Genomic DNA, 17,030 nt, shown 5'->3' with positions numbered 1-17,030 from the left:
GTCCCGTCAAACTGGTTTGCGGTCGGTACGAGTCTCATCAGCCGACAGATGAGGGGTCGGGGTCGTGATCGCAGGGGAATCCGCTGGCGTCGAAGCACAACGGCAGCTGCGGCGCGCTGCGGCGCTCGAGACTGCCGCCGGGGTCGCGCGGGCGACCGCTAAGCGGTTCGCCATCGCCCATCGGACGGAGGAGGAGACCGCACGTCTCCTTGCCCCGCTGGGCGCGATCGGCTATCACCTGTTGGCCGACCGCCGCTGGCCCGGAAGCCGGCACGCCCAGGTCGACATGGTCGTCGTCGGACCGGGTGGCGTGTTCATCGTCGACACGAAAGCCTGGAGTGAAACCGCGATCAGCGACGGGCGCATGTTCCGCGGCCAGGAGGATGTGACCGACGACATAGCGCGCCTCGCGGACCTGAGATACGGGGCGGAGGCGGTCCTCGCCGAAGTCGGCCTCGCGCCGAACGAGGTCCACGCGGTCGTCGCGCTTGCCGGTCGTAAGGGCATTCGCGCCGAGGTCGCGTCGGTCGACGTCCGGGGCGCCCTCGATCTCATCGCGCACATCACCGCGTACCAACGGCGGTTACCGGGCCCGCAGGTGGATGCGGTCCTGCTCGCGTGTATGCGGCATTTCGCCCCGATGAACGGAGCGCTCGATGAGGACATCCCCGACCTCACCGTGCCGACACCGGTGCTACCGAGGACCCCGCTCGACCTCTCGGGCGTCGAGCACCGTGCTGCCGAGGAGCTTGAGGCAGACCTGGTCACCGGCATGTTGGACGCACCGATCGAGGCGTGGATGGCCACGCTCGACCCAGCGCAGGCGAAGCTCGTGCGCCGCAACTTCAACGGCCCGTCTCGAATACGCGGCGCTGCTGGCACCGGCAAGACCGTGGTCGGTCTCCACCGGGCTGCCTACCTGGCTCGCAGCACTGGCCAACGAGTCCTCGTCGCCACGTACATCCGAACGCTGCCGGCGGTACTCGGCAGCCTGCTCACGCGGCTTGCACCTGATGTGAAGGACCGCGTCGACTTCAGCGGTATCCACCAGTTCGCGATCAAAGTCCTCAAGGACCGCGCGGTCCCTGCCCGCCTCGACGGCATGGAGGCGAAGCGAGCCTTGTACGAGGCATGGAACGGAGTCGACGCCGACAGCCCCCTCCGATCCAAGCGGTTCTCGTTCGCGTACTGGGAGGACGAGATCGGCTCTGTGATCAAGGGACGCGGGCTCACGCGGTTCGAGGAGTACGCGGACCTGGCTCGGGTTGGCCGCAAGCACCCGTTGACGCTCGATCAGCGGCAAGCGGTATGGGACCTGTACTCGGCCTATGACGAGAGCCTCCGCCGCCGCGGCGTCGTCGACTACGCAGACGTCATCCTGCTCGCACGCGATTCGCTCCGAGCCGACCCTCTACGTGACTACGAGGCCGTCATCGTCGACGAGGCGCAGGACCTGTCGTGTGCCATGGTCGCGATGCTGCACGCGCTCGTCGGGAACCGGCCGGACGGGCTCACCCTCATCGGTGACGGCCAGCAGACCATCTACCCCGGCGGGTACACGCTCGGCGAGATCGGAATCAGTGTCGCGGGGCGTGGCGTCGTGCTCGATGTCAATCACCGCAACACGGCAGAGATCCTGGCGTTCGCCAAGGACCTCGTCGCCGGCGACGACTACGTCGACATCGAAGGTGTCGACGGGTCCGGAGACGCCGTGTCCGCGGTCACCAAGACCGGGCCCGCGCCCGTCATCCGACGGTTCCCGTCCTGGGCGGAGCACGACGACGCCATCGTCCCGCGCGTTCGCGAGGTACTCCGCCTCGTCGACACCAGTCTCGGCGACATCGGCATCCTCACCAGGACGAACACCGACGCCGACCGAGTGATGACCGCGCTCGCGGAGGCAGGCATTGCGAGTGTGTCGTTGAAGAAGTACAACGGCATTCCCATCGCCGCCGTGAAAGTCGGGACGATCAAGCGCGCGAAGGGTCTCGAGTTCAAGCAGGTCCTGCTCCCCCGCGTCCGGACCTCGCTGCTCGACGAACGCCCGAAGGCCGACGCCCGTGAATCGGACCGAGAACGACACGCGCTCGATCGCCGGGAGCTGTACGTCGGAATGACACGAGCCCGGGACGGGCTCTGGGTCGGTGTGCACTGAGGGTGCTCGGCCGACCCGCGAACCTCTCGAAGGACGCACTAGTCATGGAGCACGAGTTGCTCCACAATACGAACACCCGAGGAAAGGCTCACAGTGGAATTTGAAGAACGTCTGGCAGCTCTCGCGACGAAGGTCCAGAATCAACGTCAGGCCATCGAGACCGAAGAGGCGACGAAGAACGCGTTCGTGATGCCGTTCATCTCGACGATCCTCGGGTACGACGTGTTCAATCCCCTCGAGGTGGTACCGGAGTTCACCGCCGACGTCGGCGTGAAGCGCGGCGAGAAGGTCGACTACGCGATCATGCGGGACAGCGAAGTCCAGATCCTGATCGAGTGCAAGAAGTCGACCGAGCCGCTGAAGATCGAGCACGCCTCTCAGTTGTTCCGGTACTTCTCCGTCACCAACGCCCGGATCGCCATCCTCACCAACGGTGAGGTCTACAACTTCTACACGGACCTCGACGCTCCGAACAAGATGGACGACAAGCCGTTCCTCGTGCTCGACCTCGGCGACATCGACGAGACGTTGCTCCCGGAGCTGCAGAAGCTCACCAAGGAGAGCTTTGATCTCGACTCGATCATCAGTGCCGCCGAAGAGCTGAAGTACGTAGGGTCCCTGAAGCGCGCGCTGGCCGCACAACTCCGCGAGCCATCCGACGATTTCATCAAGTTCTTGACCACCCGCGTCTACGACGGTATGTACACGCAGAAGGTGCGCGAGCAGTTCACCACACTGGTCTCGAAGGCCATCAAGCAGTTTCTGAACGAACAGGTGAACGACCGCCTGAAGACTGCCCTCGGCAGCTCCTTCGCCGCACCCCATTTCGAAGCGTCCGTCGAGAGCGTTCAAAGCCAAGCCATCGCTGAGGAGAACCTCGAGCAGCCCTCTGACGTCGTCACGACCCAGGAGGAGCTCGAGGGCTACCAGATCGTCAAGGCGATCGCCTGCAGCGAGGTCAAGCCCTACCGCGTCACACACCGCGATCAGAAGTCGTACTTCGCCGTGCTGCTCGACAACAACAACCGCAAGCCGGTCGCGCGGCTCTGGTTCAACGGCAAAAAGCAGAAGTACCTCGGCTTGTTCGACCAGGAGAAGAACGAGACGCGTCACCCGATCGACGCACTCGAGGACATCTACGAGCACGCTGACGCAATCCGCGAGACGGTTCGCACCTTCGCTGGCTGAAGCGGACCGGGGCTGCTTCCGCGCCCTGTCCGCAACGACTCCAGCATATGACGGTGGCTCATGCCACGGTGAGCAAGCAGGCCGAGCGACGACCCGAACCGCCCCTCCGCTCGCCTCGCGCAACCGAACAAAGAAGGAACGAGCAATGACCGGCCTGTCCGACTTCAAGGTCGACATCGTCTGGTGCACCCGTCCGCACCAGACGAGCCGCTGATGGCCGTCCTGCTCGACACACCTGCTTGGGCGTCGCGCTCGACGGTCGCCGACCGCGATGCCCTGCCGCTCGAGGTACTCGAGAACCTCATGCACTGGCCGAGCGTGCAGCGGGTGTGGATGCCGCATTGGTTGGCGTCGCAGGAGGCCGTGGTGTCGTCCATCTTCGAAACGCTGGAGTCCGCGCACGCCGCACGTCGTGCGTCCGCCGCCTCGTTTGCGTCGGCCGCTGAGTCTGTGGACGCCGTCCTCGACGGCACGTCGGACGCCGCGGACTTCGGCATCGGTGCACCAGCGTTACCGGTCATCACCGAGCCTGACGGCGGGCCGATCAACCGAGAGGCCGAATCCTCTCCCGTCGACGTAGCTCCCGTCGCCGTCATGGCCCGTCCGGCGACGAGTGCGGTTCTGACTTCGTCAGTACCGGCTGTGCAGGCGGCGGAGACTGCACCAACGCCGGTCCCTGCCGCGGCACCTTCCTCGTTGTCCCAGGACGAGGTGTTCGCGGCACTCACCAAGCTGGCCGACCTGGCGAAGGCTGGCATCCTGACTGAGGAGGAGTTCGCGCCGAAGAAGGCGGAGCTCCTCGCCCGACTGTGATGCAAGAAACGTCGGCCATGCACACGGGCCGTTGTCCAAGCGGACGTTGCCCTCCGACGATCGTGGGTTCGCCAACATCGTGCAACGGGGCCGGCGGTGAGTCCCATGCCGGTCGGTGACACGGAACGACGGATCGAGCAGCTGGCGGCAGCGGACGGACTGCGGTTCGAACGCAACGTCGTCCCGGCGATCACCCAACGAGGGCACCTGGACCTCCGCGATGCCGCGCCCGAGACGGTCTCGCTTCTCCGTGGTATCTACCTCGACCTCGGTGGGAACGAAGACGAGCTCGCAGCCAAGCGTCCGACACCCCTGCGCGGAGACTTCCTCCACGTCGCGACCCGGACGGTCGTCGAGATCGATGAGTTACAGCACTTCACAACGGCACGGCGCCGAACGCTCGTGGCGTACCCGCCGCAACTGTCGCTCGGATTTGACCTCAACGAGTACCTCCAGCTGTGTGACGAGTGGTCGAGTCGAGCCGATCGCCAATATGCGCACCGCCCGGCCGTTGGTTTCGGCCCCGGCGGCCGCCAGCGGCAGCGCGCTTACAACGATGCACTGCGGGACATTGCCCTCCCGGCGCTGGGATACGCACCCGTCGTGCGGATTGCTACGCCCGACCGAGATGGCGAGACTGCGTACGCCCGCGTCCGTGCCGAACTGCTTTCCCGAACAACCACCCGAACACCTCTCCATTCCGAGGAGCAGAACGATGAACGATGAAGTAGAGCTGATCAACGACGGCACCGGCCTGGCCGTAATCGGGGATCCGGCAGCGGTGGAGCGCTTCCTGTCCAGCACCGGTCTTCCCTCCCGTGAGCTTGACCTCCACAGACTCCGCCGGCAGTCATCCGGCGCCGCGAGCGCCCTCGCGCAGGCCGCTGCGGACGGTGTCGCCCAGTCCGGCCGCTGGGTGAAGCTGACGAAAGAATCGGCAGAGGCCGCGAAGAACCTGCCGCTGATGAAGGGCTCAAAACCCGGCGTCGGTCGCGCGATCGTGACGGAGAACGGGAAGATCAAAAGCATTCTCGAGATCGCGAAGGGTCCCGGCGCGCTCGCGGCAAATCCAGCCCTGCTTGCTGGCGCCGCCGGCATCATGGCGCAGGTCGCCATGCAGCAGGCAATGGACGAGGTGACGGACTACCTCGCGAAGATCGATGAAAAGGTCGACGACATCCTTCGGGCGCAGAAGGACGCAGTGTTCGCCGACATGATCGGCGTCGACCTCGCTCTCACCGATGCGCTCCGGGTCCGCGAGAACATGGGTCGCGTCCCGGACACGACGTGGCAGAAGGTGCAGCACACGTCCGTCATGCTTGACACCGTCCAGGCGTACGCGCTCCGGCAGCTCGACGCGGTTGCAGAGAAGCTCGAGGGCAAGTCGAAGATGGGCGATCTCGCAGCCGCTTCCGAGGCGGCCAAGGCATCAGTCGGAGACTGGTTGGCGGTCGTCGCACGTTGCTTCCAATTGCAGGACGCCCACTCCGTGCTCGAACTCGATCGAGTGCTCGAAGCAACCCCTGGCGAGATCGACGACCACCGGACCGCGCTGGCCCTCACACGCGAAGCACGTCGCGACCTGATCAAGACGAGCACGACGAAGATCCTGAGCCGCATGGACGACGCCGCCGAGCGGGCCAACTCGAATGTGCTGCTCCACCCGTTGAATGCGCACGTCGTGGTCGATTCCAGGAATCAGATGGCAAGCGGCGTCACCCAGTTCCACGGCCATCTGGGCATCGAGAGCGCCGGGCAGGCTCTGGAGTCAAAGCGGTGGTCGGCCGCAGCGCTCGAAATCAGGGACAAGGCCATCGACGCGGGTGAGAGCGGCATCGACGGTGCGAAGCGCCTCGGAGATGCGGCAGTCACCAAGGCGCGGTCCGCAGCCGGAGAGGCGGCGCTCGCGTTCGCGGAGCGGATCATGCCGCGCAGCGGGTCGAAGAAGGCGGACGACGAGTCCTAGCGTGCTGCGTGGCCCCCGCTTATTTCAGCGATCGTGCCAGGGACACGTCCGCCTGTTCGACACCGCGACCGGCCTGATCATCATCCACGCCGTCGTCGCCCTGCCGTTCTCGGCGTTCGTCATGCGGAACTTCTTCGTCGGCATCAGGATGACCCCAGGATCTTCACTTTGAAGGGTCGATGAAGGCGAAAAGCGACACCACCGGCGAGTCACGCACCTCGGCGCGGCGAGGCCCCGGATTCAGACCAAGCATAGTCGCGAAACCTCTGACGGAGCGCGCGATCGGCGATCCACAGGTAAGTGCCGCGGATACCACGAGTCAGCAGCACCGCGTAGATGTTCGACACGAAGCGCAACAGATCCTCGTCGGAGTACGTCATCCCCAGCCGTGGATTGTTCTCCATGCCCTTCTTGTCAAAGTAGCTCGAACGATCGAATACGATACGCCCGGCGTGCTCGTCGTAGCGGAGGTCCGGTCCGATGATAACGCCAGCGTAGTTCAGGTCGTACCCCTGAACAGTGTGAATCGAGCCCACTTGGTCGACGGCGCCTGCCGAATGTATCCAGTCCGTTTGCGTCTGGTTCCAGCGAAGCCGGCGCCCGTCTTCCTCGATGTCGTAGGCGGACGGATCCCTCTTGCTCTTCCACGGCCACGCATATCCCGCAACCAGTCGCGACAAACCGTACTGCTCGTCTCGCACCCGGATGGCGTCGTGCATCTCGCCAAGGTCGTCGAACATGCGGAACTCGTAGTCCGCGAACATCTGCGGAGCGGGATTCTCGTCACGCATGATGGCCCGGACGTACTCCACATAGTCCTCGCCCGCGCGAACTCGCATCTGGGAGAGCAGACGGTAGTACCGGTGATGCTCACGCGCTTCGGCGATCACGTTCACCTGCAGCTCGTTCGGGAGGTCCGCCGGCCGCACGCTCTGCTCGGAGTCGATGAGGAGGATCTGATTCGTGCTCTTCCGGCGGATCCAGTCGAGCTGCGTCCAGTGGTCGGCGTCGCTCCCGAAAAGTGCCGCGTTGATCTCGCCGAAGCTCTTGTTCTGCGGGCCCGACGCCTGGTTCGCCCGCTGATTCAGGCGGTGCGCCTCGTCGACGATCAACAGGTCAAAGTCTTCGCTGCTCTTCCCGACATCGAACGGCGTGAGCACCATCGACGGGTGGAGCCCCGGCGTCTTGGCGAAGACCCTCCGGAGAGAAGCGCGCAACGCCTGCTGCGGCACGACCAGGCCCATGCGGAAGCCCTGCAGCAATTCGTGGTTGTCAGCCACGAAGAAGTCGCTGAACAGGGAATCGCCGTCCAATTCGTCGATGTCGATGCCCCGCGCGATGTCACTGAGCAGCTTCATCAGGTAAACCGCGACGACGGTCTTCCCAGTGCCGGGCGCGCCCTGGATCACGATCATGTCGCCAGTATCGCTCTCCAGGTCCTCGAACAAGCCCTCCAATATGTCTTCGATGGCGACAGCTTGATCCTGATTCAGAGCCTTGAACGGCGAGAGCTTGAACAGTTCGCTGTTCTCGATCTCCGCGACGTTGCGGGTGAAGAGCTTCTGCTCGCGGAGCGCTTCGAAGATCGCGTCGAACTTCTCGCGATATCTGGCGCGGGCGTAGTAGTCCGCGTCGACGATGCCCTCATTGCGGTTGAGCACCGCGTACTTGCCCTCACCCGCGAAGAGTCCAATCAATCGAGACTCGAGGTCGAGACAGACGGACTTGTTGAACGTGTCATCGAGCACCACGCGCACGGCGCCGAGAGAGCCGCGTTCCTCGGACTCGAGGTGCTGGCGCATACGCGCCGCCGCGTTGCGAGTCTCGCCCACGTACACACGCTTGCCATCGTCGAGAACGTAGACGACGGGCCAGTTCGTGAACCGGGGATCGAGCTCGCGCCACGCCTGGACCCGCGCAGCGTCGAACGGCAGGCGCTCGATGCTAAAGCCGGTCATACTTCGTGCTCCGGCCCTTCGCTCGGTCGACCGGGTACTTCTGGCGGGTCTCTTCGAGCTTCGTCCTGATGATCGCCTCCGGGTCGAGCCCCAGTCGGTCCGCGAGCATCAGACAATAGGTCAACACGTCAGCGAGTTCCCCACGCACGTTCTCGAGCGGCGCATCGTCGCTCCACTGATAACACTCGAGGAGCTCCCCCGCCTCGATCGAGACGCTCTTGGCGAGGTTGCTCGCACTGTGGAATTGGCCCCAATCGCGTTCGGATACGAAGGCTCGTAACTCGCCCATCAGTCCGTCGTCCGGCATGAACGAACGCTAACAGCCGAAAGGCGCGTCATGAGGCCCAGTAGGGCCTCAGAACAGCCTCCCGCCCGTGGGGCACTCAGGAGGTCCGATCCCGGCAGCGTGTCGTCGCTCGAAGGAGAGCACGGTCACGGGAAGCTTCCCGGGTGAACATTGGCGCTTGGACGACCGTCGTCACGGCGATCGGCACCGCACTGACGCCGATCCTGGTCGCGGTGCTCGGTATCGTCATAACCAAGCGGCAGTCGCGGAACTCCGAGCTGCTCAGGCTTCGCGTCGACTACTACCAGCAGTTGGTTCCGAATCTGAATCGGCTGATGTGCTATGTCACGTTCATCGGAAGCTGGCGTGACGATGCGCCACCCGACATCGTGGCGCTCAAGCGGCACCTGGACAGCGACTTCTACTGTGCAGCCCCCTTGTTCTCGCGAGCAGTGTCTGCCGCCTACGAGAACTTGATGTCGCGGAGCTTCAGTACCTTCGGCGCCTGGGGTTCAGACGCGAAGATCATCAGCAGCTCGTACAGACGAAGTCAGGCCTGGTGTCGACAGGACATCGGTTGGCAGCCGGGATGGGAGCAGCACTTCACCCTCGCTCCGCACGACCACATCGGCGTCGACGTCCTCGACGGGTACCGGAAGGCGTACGACGAGTTGTTGGCGCGGCTGGTCGATGACCTCCGTATCAGTCGCACTCGTCAGAACTACACCACTGCGAGAGTCTCCCTGAATGCCACCTCGCCGAGGCCGCGAGCGATCGACTGACGCACGAACGGCAGCTCGGGTTCCGAACTCCTTGCGCTCGCCTAGAGCTACACACGACAACCACGGCGAGGTGCGCCCTGGCGCCGCGGCTGAGCGCTCTGCCAGGATGACCCCGAGCACCAGAGCCGAGGGGGATTCACATGAGCTACGGCACTCCGAGAGACGCAACGGCGCCGAGACCCGCTCGACGCATCAGCAGGGCACTCGCAACGATGTCCGCGGCTCACTGGGTCCGCGCGGCCCTCGTCGGCGTCGGCGGTTTCATCGCCGCGTACGCCATCGGCATCCTGACGATGCTCCTCGCCGCCCTCCTCGCGCCGCACACCGAGACCACGACCGGCTCGGGCACCGCGAACCTCTCCGACACCCTGACGAGCATCAGCGACATCGCCGCGACCCCGGTCCAGCTGATCCTGCTGGCCGACCTCGGCCGCCTCGGGATCAGCGGCCAGGGCGCACTCATCGTCCAGTTCGCCGGCTCGATCGCGATCGGGTTCGTGCCCCTCTTCATCGCCGCGGCGCAGATCATCGCGATCGTCGTGCTGAGCCGCCGGATCACGCGACCGCGCTCGCTGACGCAGCACGTCGCGATGTCGCTGCTGTCAGGCGTCGTGCTGGCGGTCCTGACGCTGGTGGCCGGGTTGGTCCTCCCGGTCCGGATCCCCGGCGGGAGCGGCGCGGCGGTCAGCACCATCAGCGGGCTCGGTGCTGGCGCGGTCCTCGTGGCGTTCCTCGTCGGGGCGATCGCGAGCTTCCTCGCGCGGGCGATCGTCGTGGCGACGCTGAGCAGCGCCCTCGCCGCGTGGTTCGGCGTCGTGCGCGTCGTCATGACGCAGTTCGCCGCGCTCACCGCGCTGGTGACGGTCGCCCTCATCGTGGTGGCCGCCGTCGAGCAGAACACCGCAGCTCCTGTGCTCCCCCTGGTGATCGGGAACGTGGCCGTCGTGGTCGTGGCGCTCGGGCTGTTCGGCGGTGCCGGCGTCTCGGACTCGGTGGGTCGCCTGCTGTCGCTGGGCGGCTCCGACACGAGCACGCCACACACCCTCACCGTGTTCTCGGGCACGGGCTGGCTGTGGCTCGCGGTCCTCGCCGCGGTCGTGAGCGTGTTCCTGGGTGGGCTCGGACTCGCCGTGCGACGTTCGGCGGCCGCACGGCCGGTCCTCGACTGGGCGCTGACACCGGCCGCGTACCTGCTGGTTGGCCTCCTCACGATGGTCCTCGGCACGGTCGTCGCGCACGCCGCGCTCTCCGCCGCGTCGATCAACGCGGACACCACGGCATCGGCGGGCGTCACCCCGTGGACGCCGGTGATGTTCGTGCTGTGGGGCGGCGTCGCCGAGGTCGTCGCGCGCTTCGTCGCACCGCGGGTCCTCCCCCGCGTCAGCCCGTCGGTCCTCGCCGTGGCCTCCCGTGTGCTCGGGAACGACCAGCCGGTGTTCGCCCAGGTCCGGCCGCAGCGCGCGCCCGTGGCGCCGGCCTCGGCATCACACGCCTGGCCGGTTCAGGACGCCGGAGCGACACTGCCGGGAGGCCCGGATCACGCGGACCTGGACGGCTGGGGCGACGTCGTGGGGCCGGCCCCGGCCTCCCGGTCGGGCGGACGATAGACGTGGAGTGGCCGCGACGGGCGTTTGCGTCGAAGGTCGTGCCGGAGTTCACGGCGGAAAAAGCGCTCCGCCTCGCGTCTCCCGCGTACTGGGGCCATTGCCAGTTTGTTGGTGAACGCACAGCAACCGTAGGCTGGACGGAGACCTGAACCCGACTCAGCATCAGGAGCACTGCCATGTCCAACAACTACTCAGAGCCGCCGCTGGGACCGTATGCCCCGCTGCCCGCTCCACCGGCTCAACGAGGAGGGCTCGGGAAGGCGGGGCTGATCCTCGGAATCATTGCAGTGGCCCTCGCATTCATTCCCGGCTTGCTGTACGTCGGCTTCGTGCTCGGCATCCTCGCGCTCGTGTTTGGGATCATCGCGCTGCGTCGAGGAACCGGCAGGGGACTTCCGGCGACCATTCTCGGTGGCGCGAGCATCCTGCTGGCATCTCTGTTTGGAGCGATCTACGGCGGCGGTGCTTCCACAACCCCGAGCGTCGCAGTTGACACGCCTGCTGCCGCTCACGCGACGAAAGCCGCGCCGACGAAGGTCAGCGCACCGGATGTGGTCGGGATGACCGTCTCCGCTGCTGAGAAAGAACTCGAGAGTCAGGACCTTCTCTTCGACGCAAATGGCGCGGACGATGATCAGACGGTCACCGCTCAGGATCCCGCTGCCAGCAGCGAAATCGCCCCGGGAACAGTGGTCTCCCTGACGGCACAACCGCCGCTTGGGTCGTCTGTCGCAGCTCCCGCGCCTGCGGGCAACAAGTTCGACATGGAGAGCACGAACCGAATCGATGGTACGAAGGCCGACTACCAAGAATGGGTCGACTCCTACAACGACAACTTCGTCTCCTCCAATGAGTTCGAGCAACCCGACGCGGGCAAGAAATACGTCGTGGTGACGGTGCATGTTGTCGCAACGACGGCTGGCGTCGACGCAAGCACTGTCGCCTACGATCTGGCGCTCTCGGACGCGAGCGGAAACGTGTACGACTCGACAACGCTCGTCGAAGGGCTGACGGAGATGCCGAGCGTGACCTTGGGGGCGGGTCAGACGGCGCAGGGACAAGTGGCCTTCGAGGTTCCCGACTCCTTCCACGGCGGCGTGGCGTCGTTCGGCGATGGAACGATCTTCGAAAAGACGAACTAGCGCGATCACGCCAGCAGTACGGAAGGGAGGGACGGCGCCAGCTGGCGACGCCCCTCCCTCATGTACTGCTGGCGTTCGCGGTTGCAGGCGCTGCAGCAAGAGGCGGTTCCGGTACGCGGATGGTCATGCGGAGAGGGAGCAACAGTCAGTCTCTTCGCGTTCGGGCGGCGACCTTCGCCCTCTCACATGCGCGCGAGTATCTCGGTTTTCTTCGCGGCGAACTCCTCTTCTGAGAGGACGCCGGCGTCACGAAGTGCTCCAAGCTGTTGAAGCTGCTGCATGTGATCCGGCTGCGCAGGCAAGCTCGGCGCAGCGCCGACAGGGGCGGCGAGTTCGACGATCGTGGGCGCTGCGGCGCGCGCGCGCAGCTGCTGCAGAATCGCCTCCCGGAACTGGGCCGCGTCCTCGCGCTTGACGCGGAAGCTAACCGTTCCCCCCGCTGTCCCTACCTCCACGCGATGGTAGAGCAGGCCGTCCTTCTTGTTCCCCACGCCAGAAACATGCTCGAGCGGGAGCATCTCGTACGCGTCCTTACCGCCTTTGACGCCGGTTGCGAGAAACGAAGCACCAGAAGTCATGATGCCAAGAGCGACCTTGACTCCTGACACTCCTCGCCCTCGTTCCCACTCGAGGCGATCGGGCCATAGTCGAACGGTGGCGTTCTTCCCGTCAATGTGACTGACAACCTCGTAGAGGGGCTGAGCCAACTCGGGCTGGAGAACGTCAGAAGCTTCTAGGTCCCTACGAGCCCTCGCCGCCCCTGACACCGCATTCGTCAGGTTGTCACGAACTTCCGACGCCGCTTGCCCCGCCGCGTCCTTCGCTTTGCTGAAGATCCCGCCCGCGACACGAGCCGCGAAGCCCGAGGGGGCACTGACAACAGCGCTGTCGCTGGTCTTCTCGGTCCACTTCGTTCCGTCCCACCAGCGTCGTTGTCCTTGACCGTCGTCGTACCAACCCGGCGCCGTGCTCATTGCATTCTCCTCGTTCAAGCGGAGTTCTCATCATACGATTGCCGCGGCCTCGAGCAGCCGCTCTCGCACAGGTAGCGCTGTGTCTTTCGCAGCTCCCCTATCCAGCCGTTCAAAGCTGTCACGACAAATCGCGGCGGCCAATGCGCGCGCTCGTGCTTCGGGTGCTCCGGGTACCGCTGTCGCAGGTACCTGCGAACGACCGCGCCCGGACGCGTCTCGTCCCGGTACCCAAGCTCCACCGCGAGCTCGCGGGGCGTCGATGTCGTCACGCCCCGGATCCTATTCGGGCGCTCGACGGTCCGGACCCGCGTCCACAGGCATCGAACCGACGGGCTGCAGCCGAGCCTCCCGGCTGAGTGCCGCCGAGCGCGGTGGTGGGTCAATGGAGGCACCGCACCCGCCACCGATGAGAGGAACCACCATGCCCAACCGATTCGAGAACAAGGTCGCGATCGTCACCGGAGCGGGCTCCGGGATCGGCGCGGCGACGGTGCGCGCGTTCGTCGGCGAGGGTGCCCGCGTGGTGGCCGTGGACTCCGTCGGCGAGAAGATCGCGGAGACCGCTGCGAGCCTCCCGGACGGTGCCGTGACCACGATCACCGGCGACGTCGCGCAACCGGCGACGATGGAGGAGGCCGTGCGCACCGCCGTCGACACCTACGGCCGCCTCGACGTGCTCGTGAACAACGCGGGGACGTTCACCTCGGGCGACATCACCGAGATCGAGCCGGAGGAGTGGCGCCGCGTCATCGAGACCGACCTGTCCGCCGTGTTCTACGGCACGCGCGCAGCGCTCCCCCACCTGCGCGAGACGAAGGGGTCGATCGTGAACACCTCGAGCGTGTCGGGCATGAGCGGCGACTGGCGCATGAGCCCGTACAACGCGGCGAAGGGCGGCGTGAGCAACTTCACGCGGGCGGCGGCGCTCGACAACGGGGAGCACGGGGTGCGCGTCAACGCGGTGGCGCCCGGGCTCATCTGGACGGACATGACGCAGCAGCAGGCGCAGAACGAGGAGCTCAAGCAGGCGTTCGCCGAGCGAATTGCTCTGGGCCGCGGGGGTCAGCCCGAGGAGGTCGCCGCCGCGATCCTGTTCCTGGCGAGCGACGAGGCGTCGTTCATCACCGGGGCGATCCTGCCCGTCGACGGCGGGACGACCGCGAGCAACGGTCAGCCGCCGCAGGCGTAGCGCTGCCGCAACCGCGCGCGCCGACGACAACTGCGCCGTCGCCTGGCCGCGCACTCGTCGTCGGCGCGCGTCTCGCTGGTCCGCCGGACACCGCCGACGGCACGGGTTCCCTGCACTGGCGGATGCACACTAGTCGACTAGGGCCGATACACTTGTGTGCATGGCCGAGGTGAGCATCGCCGACTACGCGCACCAGTACGGATTCTCTGAGCAGATCGTCCGCAAGGCAGCGCGCCAGGGAGTCCTGCCGGCCCGGAAGGCGAGCGGCGTCTGGCTCATCGACGACGGCGAACAGCTGCGTCCTCAGCGGAGTCGTCCGCTCGCGCAACGCATGGCCGCCGCGCTCCTGTCGATGATCGACGGGAGCGACGCACTGCGAGTCTCACTGCGTCCGACCGAGCGTCATCGCCTCGATGCGCGGCTCCACGCCCTCCGCCACGACGAGCACGCGGCCGACGTCTTCATCACCTGGTTCCGCCCTCGCGTCCTGCAGCGACCTCTGATGCTGTTCGTGCAACCTGCCGACATGGCCGACCTTCGATCGGACGATCGCCTCGTCCTCGGGGGCGTGAGCGATCCACGTGCGGAGATCAGCGCCCCGGACTTCCTCGAAGCCCATGTGGCGGAGCAGGACATGGACACCCTGCGGCGCGAGTTCTTGCTCCGAGAATCAGTGTCCCCGAACGTCGCTCTCCACGTCGAGGCAGACCGCCCGCCCGCCACGCTCCCGCTGTCGACGCTCCTCCTCGATCTCGCGACGGACGGCGGCCCACGAGAGCGCGCTCGGCTGGCACAGCTCCTTCGAGGGACGAACGAGTGATCGTTGCGCCCTCCCTCGCGTCCGCGCAGGCAGCTGCATGGCATGCGCTGTTCGATGTGTACGAACGACTGCCGCGGGACTGGATCCTCGTCGGCGGCCAGATGGTGCAGTCGCTGTGCTGGGAGCGGGGCTCTGCGAGCGCACGTCCGACCCAGGACGCCGACGTCGCGCTCGACGTCCGCGCGCATCCACAGATCCTCTGGGATCTCACGCGGGTGCTCGCCGACCTCGGATTCGAGCCAGACGGGACTTCGTTCGAGGGGCACCAACATCGGTGGGTCCGAGAAGGCGCTCAGATCGATGTCCTGCAGGCTCGATTCCTCGGCGAGCGTGCTGACACTCGGCGCGGCGTCCGCGGAGGAACGACGATCGCGGCGCCCGGCACGCAAGGTGCGCTGTATCGCGCCTCAGAGGTCAAGGTCGACGTGAACGGACGCGTTGGGCGCCTGCTCCGTCCCACACTGCAGGGTGCACTGGTGAGCAAGGCCGCGGCGGCCGACGCACTCGCCGGACAGGACAACTCCCGCCACCTCGTGGACATCGCCACACTTGCAGCACTGGTCGAGCGTCGTGACGCGCTCGGGATCGACCTGACCGCCACGGAGCGGCGTCGATTGCTCGCGGCCGCAGCGCGCATCAAGCGGGATCCGTCGCTGAGCCGGCGCGCTGGCGTTGACCCTGACGCGGTGGAGGTCATTCGGATCGCCCTCGCATCGGATTGACGCTGGCGAGAAGCGCGCGCCGACGACAAGGGCGCGGTCGTCCGACCGACCGCTTGTCGTCGACACGCGCCATCGGCGCGATCGACGCGCCGCGACACGGAGGCACTGCGCGTAGCGTCCGCGCCATGAGCGACAACGAGCAGACCGAGCCCGTCGTGGACGGCGCCACCGACGCGACGAACAAGGAGAAGCTGGCGGGCCTGATCGAGCAGGTGGACAACGACCACGGGAGTGAAGGCGCCTCGAGCATGGCCGACCAGCTCCGGAACCGGATGGCGGAGACGCAGGTCGAGCCCGAATCGGCCGCCGACGAGGAGGACTGACCCCGCTCGACAGTCCTGAGCACATCGGGCGACAGCCACGGGGCCGATCCGCTCCTGGACCTGACGGCGGAGGGCTTGCCCCTCACGGGCGAGGAGCTGGCAGATCTGGCGGAGCGCTGGTTCGAGGTGCGCCTGTCGGAACCCGTCACTGCGGCGCGTGCATCAACGCGATGACGTCCTCGGCGCCGAGATGGCCACCACCCACGCCTGCACCACCGCACGTGCGCACGTGGACGACAAGTGCCCCGCGCGCGCACGCGCACTTGTCGTCTGCGTGCCCAGGGCGGTCAGTTCATGTAGAGCCCACCATCGACATTCAGTGTGTGCCCCGTGATGAACGCCGTGTCCTCGCGGACAAGGAACTCGACGGCGACGGCGATGTCGTCCACGGTGCCGACGCGCCCGACCAGCAGGTCCGCGGCCATCGCGGCCTTGCGCTCGTCGGTGAGCGTGCCGCCCATGATGTCGGTGTCGATCGGGCCGGGGGCGATGGCGTTGACGGTGACACCGAGCGGACCGAGCTCCCGAGCGAGCGCGCGGGTGAGTCCGATCACGCCGGCCTTCGCGACCGAGTACGGGGTCTTGCTGTACGTCCCGCCACCGCGCTGGGCCGACACCGACGAGATGCTGACGATGCGTCCGACGCCGCTCTTGACCATCGATTCGGCCACGCGTCGCGAGACGTAGTGGACGCCGTTGAGGTCCACGTCGAGCACACGCGCCCACTCACCGGGTTCGAGGTCGAGGTACGGCGTGGCGGAGCTGATGCCGGCGATGTTCACGAGCGCGACGATCTGGGGCAGCGCGGCCTCGAGCTCGTCGACGGCAGCGCGGACCGCCGCTTCGTCAGCGACGTTCGCCCCGGCTCCGGCAGCGCTGATGCCGAACTCCGTCTCGAGTTCCGCGGCCAGCTGACGGCACGCGTCACCGTCCAGGTCGATGATCCCGATGTTCCATCCGTCGCGGGCCAGGCGTGACACGGTCGCCCGACCGATCCCGCGGGGCGACGCCGCTCCGGTGACGATCGCGGCGCGTGCCGCAGGGAAGGTGGAAGTCATGTTCTCTCTTTTCGTGGTGATGGTCAGGCCCGCGTCGGCGGCACCTG

General features: G+C 66.4%; 17 protein-coding genes. 13 read left to right on the top strand and 4 right to left on the bottom strand.

Going from position 1 to position 17,030, the window contains the following annotated elements:
- Nucleotides 1-64: 64 nt before the first annotated feature.
- From DEI93_RS05350 to DEI93_RS05325, 6 genes are all read left to right on the top strand, one after another.
- Nucleotides 65-2,155 (top strand): nuclease-related domain-containing DEAD/DEAH box helicase, encoded by a 2,091-nt coding sequence (locus DEI93_RS05350; protein WP_111026786.1) that lies wholly within the window; start codon nt 65-67, stop codon nt 2,153-2,155.
- A gap of 93 nt (nt 2,156-2,248) precedes the next feature.
- The gene (locus DEI93_RS05345; RefSeq protein WP_111026785.1) at nt 2,249-3,343 is read left to right on the top strand and encodes a type I restriction endonuclease; all 1,095 of its coding nucleotides are present in this window, start codon (nt 2,249-2,251) and stop codon (nt 3,341-3,343) included.
- Between the two features lie 213 nt (nt 3,344-3,556).
- A complete protein-coding gene (locus tag DEI93_RS05340; protein WP_111026784.1) occupies nt 3,557-4,156 on the top strand; it encodes an SHOCT domain-containing protein in 600 nt (199 codons plus the stop codon).
- A gap of 105 nt (nt 4,157-4,261) precedes the next feature.
- Nucleotides 4,262-4,882 carry a hypothetical protein gene (locus tag DEI93_RS05335; RefSeq protein WP_111026783.1) on the top strand — a complete coding sequence of 207 codons (621 nt, stop codon included), beginning with the start codon at nt 4,262-4,264 and terminating at the stop codon, nt 4,880-4,882.
- On the top strand, nt 4,872-6,122 hold the full coding sequence (locus DEI93_RS05330) for a hypothetical protein (RefSeq protein ID WP_111026782.1): 1,251 nt from the start codon (nt 4,872-4,874) through the stop codon (nt 6,120-6,122). Before DEI93_RS05335 ends, DEI93_RS05330 begins: the two co-directional genes overlap by 11 nt.
- A 1-nt stretch (nt 6,123) precedes the next feature.
- Nucleotides 6,124-6,294, top strand: coding sequence for a hypothetical protein (locus DEI93_RS05325; RefSeq protein WP_181434684.1), 171 nt, complete (start codon nt 6,124-6,126; stop codon nt 6,292-6,294).
- A 37-nt stretch (nt 6,295-6,331) separates the two neighbouring features.
- Here DEI93_RS05325 and DEI93_RS05320 read toward each other — a convergent pair whose 3' ends face one another.
- Both DEI93_RS05320 and DEI93_RS05315 read right to left on the bottom strand, forming a co-directional pair.
- A complete protein-coding gene (locus DEI93_RS05320) occupies nt 6,332-8,080 on the bottom strand; it encodes a DUF2075 domain-containing protein (RefSeq protein WP_111026781.1) in 1,749 nt (582 codons plus the stop codon).
- The gene (locus DEI93_RS05315) at nt 8,067-8,387 is read right to left on the bottom strand and encodes a nucleotide pyrophosphohydrolase (RefSeq protein WP_111026780.1); all 321 of its coding nucleotides are present in this window, start codon (nt 8,385-8,387) and stop codon (nt 8,067-8,069) included. Before DEI93_RS05315 ends, DEI93_RS05320 begins: the two co-directional genes overlap by 14 nt.
- A 143-nt stretch (nt 8,388-8,530) precedes the next feature.
- On the opposite strand from DEI93_RS05315, the gene DEI93_RS05310 reads away from it, so the two are divergent.
- The 3 genes from DEI93_RS05310 (at nt 8,531) to DEI93_RS05300 (ending at nt 11,897) form a co-directional block, all read left to right on the top strand.
- A complete protein-coding gene (locus DEI93_RS05310) occupies nt 8,531-9,148 on the top strand; it encodes a hypothetical protein (RefSeq protein ID WP_111026779.1) in 618 nt (205 codons plus the stop codon).
- Between the two features lie 212 nt (nt 9,149-9,360).
- Nucleotides 9,361-10,755, top strand: a complete 1,395-nt coding sequence (locus DEI93_RS05305) for a hypothetical protein (RefSeq protein WP_111027397.1) — start codon at nt 9,361-9,363, stop codon at nt 10,753-10,755.
- A 176-nt stretch (nt 10,756-10,931) separates the two neighbouring features.
- Nucleotides 10,932-11,897, top strand: a complete 966-nt coding sequence (locus tag DEI93_RS05300) for a PASTA domain-containing protein (protein ID WP_111027396.1) — start codon at nt 10,932-10,934, stop codon at nt 11,895-11,897.
- Between the two features lie 182 nt (nt 11,898-12,079).
- On the opposite strand, the gene DEI93_RS05295 is transcribed toward DEI93_RS05300, so the two are convergent.
- The gene (locus DEI93_RS05295; protein ID WP_258372201.1) at nt 12,080-12,871 is read right to left on the bottom strand and encodes an SHOCT domain-containing protein; all 792 of its coding nucleotides are present in this window, start codon (nt 12,869-12,871) and stop codon (nt 12,080-12,082) included.
- A 421-nt stretch (nt 12,872-13,292) separates the two neighbouring features.
- Between DEI93_RS05295 and budC the strand changes: the two genes are divergently transcribed.
- The 4 genes from budC (at nt 13,293) to DEI93_RS05275 (ending at nt 15,925) form a co-directional block, all read left to right on the top strand.
- Entirely contained in the window at nt 13,293-14,060 is a 768-nt protein-coding gene (gene budC / locus DEI93_RS05290; protein ID WP_111008493.1) for a meso-2,3-butanediol dehydrogenase, read from the top strand.
- A 160-nt stretch (nt 14,061-14,220) separates the two neighbouring features.
- Nucleotides 14,221-14,880, top strand: a complete 660-nt coding sequence (locus DEI93_RS05285; protein ID WP_111119482.1) for a hypothetical protein — start codon at nt 14,221-14,223, stop codon at nt 14,878-14,880.
- A gap of 101 nt (nt 14,881-14,981) precedes the next feature.
- Complete coding sequence (locus DEI93_RS05280) at nt 14,982-15,602, top strand: hypothetical protein (protein ID WP_146244371.1); 621 nt, start codon at nt 14,982-14,984, stop codon at nt 15,600-15,602.
- Between the two features lie 125 nt (nt 15,603-15,727).
- Nucleotides 15,728-15,925: a hypothetical protein gene (locus DEI93_RS05275; RefSeq protein WP_111119484.1), complete on the top strand. Its 198-nt coding sequence runs from the start codon at nt 15,728-15,730 to the stop codon at nt 15,923-15,925.
- 287 nt (nt 15,926-16,212) lie between these two features.
- Here DEI93_RS05275 and DEI93_RS05270 read toward each other — a convergent pair whose 3' ends face one another.
- Nucleotides 16,213-16,983 carry an SDR family NAD(P)-dependent oxidoreductase gene (locus DEI93_RS05270; RefSeq protein WP_111119485.1) on the bottom strand — a complete coding sequence of 257 codons (771 nt, stop codon included), beginning with the start codon at nt 16,981-16,983 and terminating at the stop codon, nt 16,213-16,215.
- Between the last annotated feature and the right edge of the window lie 47 nt (nt 16,984-17,030).

The sequence above is a fragment of the Curtobacterium sp. MCBD17_035 genome, assembly GCF_003234815.2.
Classification (GTDB): Bacteria; Actinomycetota; Actinomycetes; order Actinomycetales; family Microbacteriaceae; genus Curtobacterium.
This window is presented reverse-complemented; position numbering and strand designations above follow the sequence as displayed.